Origin of the sequence: Streptococcus sp. GMD3S (assembly GCF_000298695.2) — a bacterium.
Classification (GTDB): Bacteria; Bacillota; Bacilli; order Lactobacillales; family Streptococcaceae; genus Streptococcus.
Window position 1 is genome coordinate 1 of the sequence record NZ_AJRC02000059.1, and the last position, 2,561, is coordinate 2,561.

The window sequence follows — 2,561 nt, forward strand, 5'->3', positions numbered from 1 at the left end:
AATTCAAAACGAAACATAAAGACCTACTGAATATGACCTACGACGAAGCAGTCGATATTAGTTTAGAAGAGATAAAGGTTTTGAAAGCTATTGACGATCCCATCTGGGAAGAATTGGATAGGAAGCGCGAGGAGTATATCCGAATCCATGGAGAGGTAGAGTTGGACGACGAGGAAGAAGAGTGAGATTATATATCAAAAGTGATTTTAAGAAAAAAATAACCTTTACAACAAGAGAGCTTGTTTGGAAGATGTGGTTTAAGGAACGGAATGGCAAGAAAATAAGTTTCTCCAATGTTGGTGATGATGAGATGTTACAGGATGATTTTTACTTTGGTGTTCGGTTACACAAATGGTCTTCAGTTGACGAAAGATGGGATAAGGCTCCTTTTATAATTCCTAGTAATCCTTGGTTGTCTTTGGAATATGAGAATATAACACTTGAATTTGAAAATGATTTTATTACTGATGGGAGAGAACGTGGAGAAAACCTTAGGATTGCTACAACACATACGGATATTTTAACGGTTGATAAACGTGCTATGTATATCATGGCGATCGAGGTGGCTGGTGCAATTGATGGAAAAATTAGCGAGGATGACAAGGAGACCTGGATGGATGTAGAGACTTTTAAGGAGTTGCACAAGGATGTCTTATCACTAAGTTACGATCAAGCAACCGATATCAGCGTGGAGGAACTGAAAAGTTTGAAACCTGTAGAGGAAACTTTGTGGGATGAAGAAGAGCGACTTCGTGAAGAATACATCAAAATCCATGGCGAACGTGTTTATGACGACGAGGACGACGAGTGAGAATTTACATCAAAGGCGATTACACCAAAGAAATTCCATTTGATTACATGGAACTAGCGAAAAGGATGTGGTTTGAAAATTATCAAGGAGAAGGCATCCCTCTCTCCTATTCTGGTTTTCTTAAAATCAGAGATAGGAATGATATAGCCATTCATCTAAAACTAGATAAACAGGATTATGATGAACTTTGGTTGCATGTTCCGATACAAGAAGGGATAAAATATCGCTTTTTTTCACAAATTGATGAAGAACTAAATTTAGATTATGAAGATGCTTATGTAACAGATTTTCGCGAAAATGGAGACTGTTTACGTTTGGCCTCTACCCATCTTGAACTTCTCACACTTGATAAAAGAGCGTTCTATATCATGGCCATTGAGATTGCCACAATCTTTAATGGACAAATTAGTGAAGATGACAAGAAAACATGGCTGACAATCGAGGAATTCAAGAAAAATCACCAAGATATCTTATCTTTAACCTTTGATGAAGCAAATGAGATGAGTTTGGAAGAAATTCAAACGATTGATGCTATTGACGATCCCATCTGGGAAGAATTGGATAAGAAGCGTGAGGAGTACATCCAAATCCATGGTGAACGTGTGTTTGACGACGAGGAAGACGAGTGAGACTATATATCAAAAGTGACTTTAAGAAAAAAATAACATTTACCACTAGAGAGCTTGTTTGGAAAATGTGGTTTAAAGAAAGAAATGGTCAAAAAATAAGTTTCTCAAATGTCGGGGATGATGAGATGTTGCAAAATGACTTCTATTTATCTTTGAGGTTAGATAAGTGGGGAGCAAGTGGCTCTCGTTGGAAAGATGCCAAGGTTAAAGGTGGCAGTGCAATAAATTCCCAAAAATATGAAAATATTGATTTGGATTATGAGGGAAGTTATGAAAGCGACGGTAGAGAAAAGGGAAAATATCTAAGAATCGCTTCTAATTATTTGGATGTTTTAACAGTTGATAAACGTGCTATGTATATTATGGCGCTTGAAATTGCGATTGCTATTGATGGACAAATTAGTGAAGATGATAAGAAAACATGGCTAACAATCGAGGAATTCAAGGAAAAGTACCAAGATATCTTATCTCTAACCTTTGATGAAGCAAATGAGATGAGTTTGGAAGAAATTCAAACGATTGATGCTATTGATGATCCCATCTGGGAAGAATTGGATAGGAAGCGTGAGGAGTACATCCAAATCCATGGTGAACGAGTTTATGACGATGAGGAAGACGAGTGAGACTATATCTTAAAGGTAACTACGAAACTAGTATATACCAAACCTGTATAGAATTTCCTTGGAAAATGTGGTTCAAAGAACGCAAAGGTGTGGAAGTTGGTTTTTCTTACGCACGTGATGATGATTTCTATTTTAGCGTTAGTTTGGACAAATTTTCTTCAAATGATGAACGTTGGGGGGTGACTGGTTTTAAAATAGGAGATAATCCGTGGAATTCATTTAAATACGAGTATCTAATATTGGATTTTGAAGATTCCTATGAAAGCGATGAGCGTGAGAAAGGTAATTATTTGCGAATTATTTCCACTCATCTAGATATTTTAACGGTTGACAAGCGTGCTCTTTATATCATGGCGATTGAGGTAGCATCTGTCATTGACGGCCAAATCAGCGAAGACGACAAAGAAACATGGCTGAGTGTTGAAGAATTCAAAACGAAACATAAAGACCTACTGAATATGACCTACGACGAAGCAGTCGATATTAGTTTAGAAGAGA

4 protein-coding genes and 1 pseudogene are annotated in these 2,561 nt (G+C 37.1%); all 5 read left to right on the plus strand.

Features of this window, described 5'->3' with window-relative positions; translation table 11 throughout:
- Positions 1-185 (plus strand): annotated as a pseudogene (locus tag GMD3S_RS0210070) (hypothetical protein); the annotation flags it as partial.
- Entirely contained in the window at positions 182-811 is a 630-nt protein-coding gene (locus tag GMD3S_RS0210075) for a hypothetical protein (RefSeq protein WP_001242085.1), read from the plus strand. The pseudogene GMD3S_RS0210070 and the gene GMD3S_RS0210075, both read left to right, overlap by 4 nt.
- Positions 808-1,440: a hypothetical protein gene (locus GMD3S_RS0210080; RefSeq protein ID WP_001223905.1), complete on the plus strand. Its 633-nt coding sequence runs from the start codon at positions 808-810 to the stop codon at positions 1,438-1,440. Before GMD3S_RS0210075 ends, GMD3S_RS0210080 begins: the two co-directional genes overlap by 4 nt.
- Complete coding sequence (locus GMD3S_RS0210085) at positions 1,437-2,063, plus strand: hypothetical protein (protein ID WP_001242088.1); 627 nt, start codon at positions 1,437-1,439, stop codon at positions 2,061-2,063. The genes GMD3S_RS0210080 and GMD3S_RS0210085 overlap by 4 nt, the downstream gene beginning before the upstream one ends.
- Positions 2,060-2,561 (plus strand): hypothetical protein (locus tag GMD3S_RS0210090; protein ID WP_025173013.1); only part of this gene is annotated, 502 nt, incomplete at its 3' end. The genes GMD3S_RS0210085 and GMD3S_RS0210090, both read left to right, overlap by 4 nt.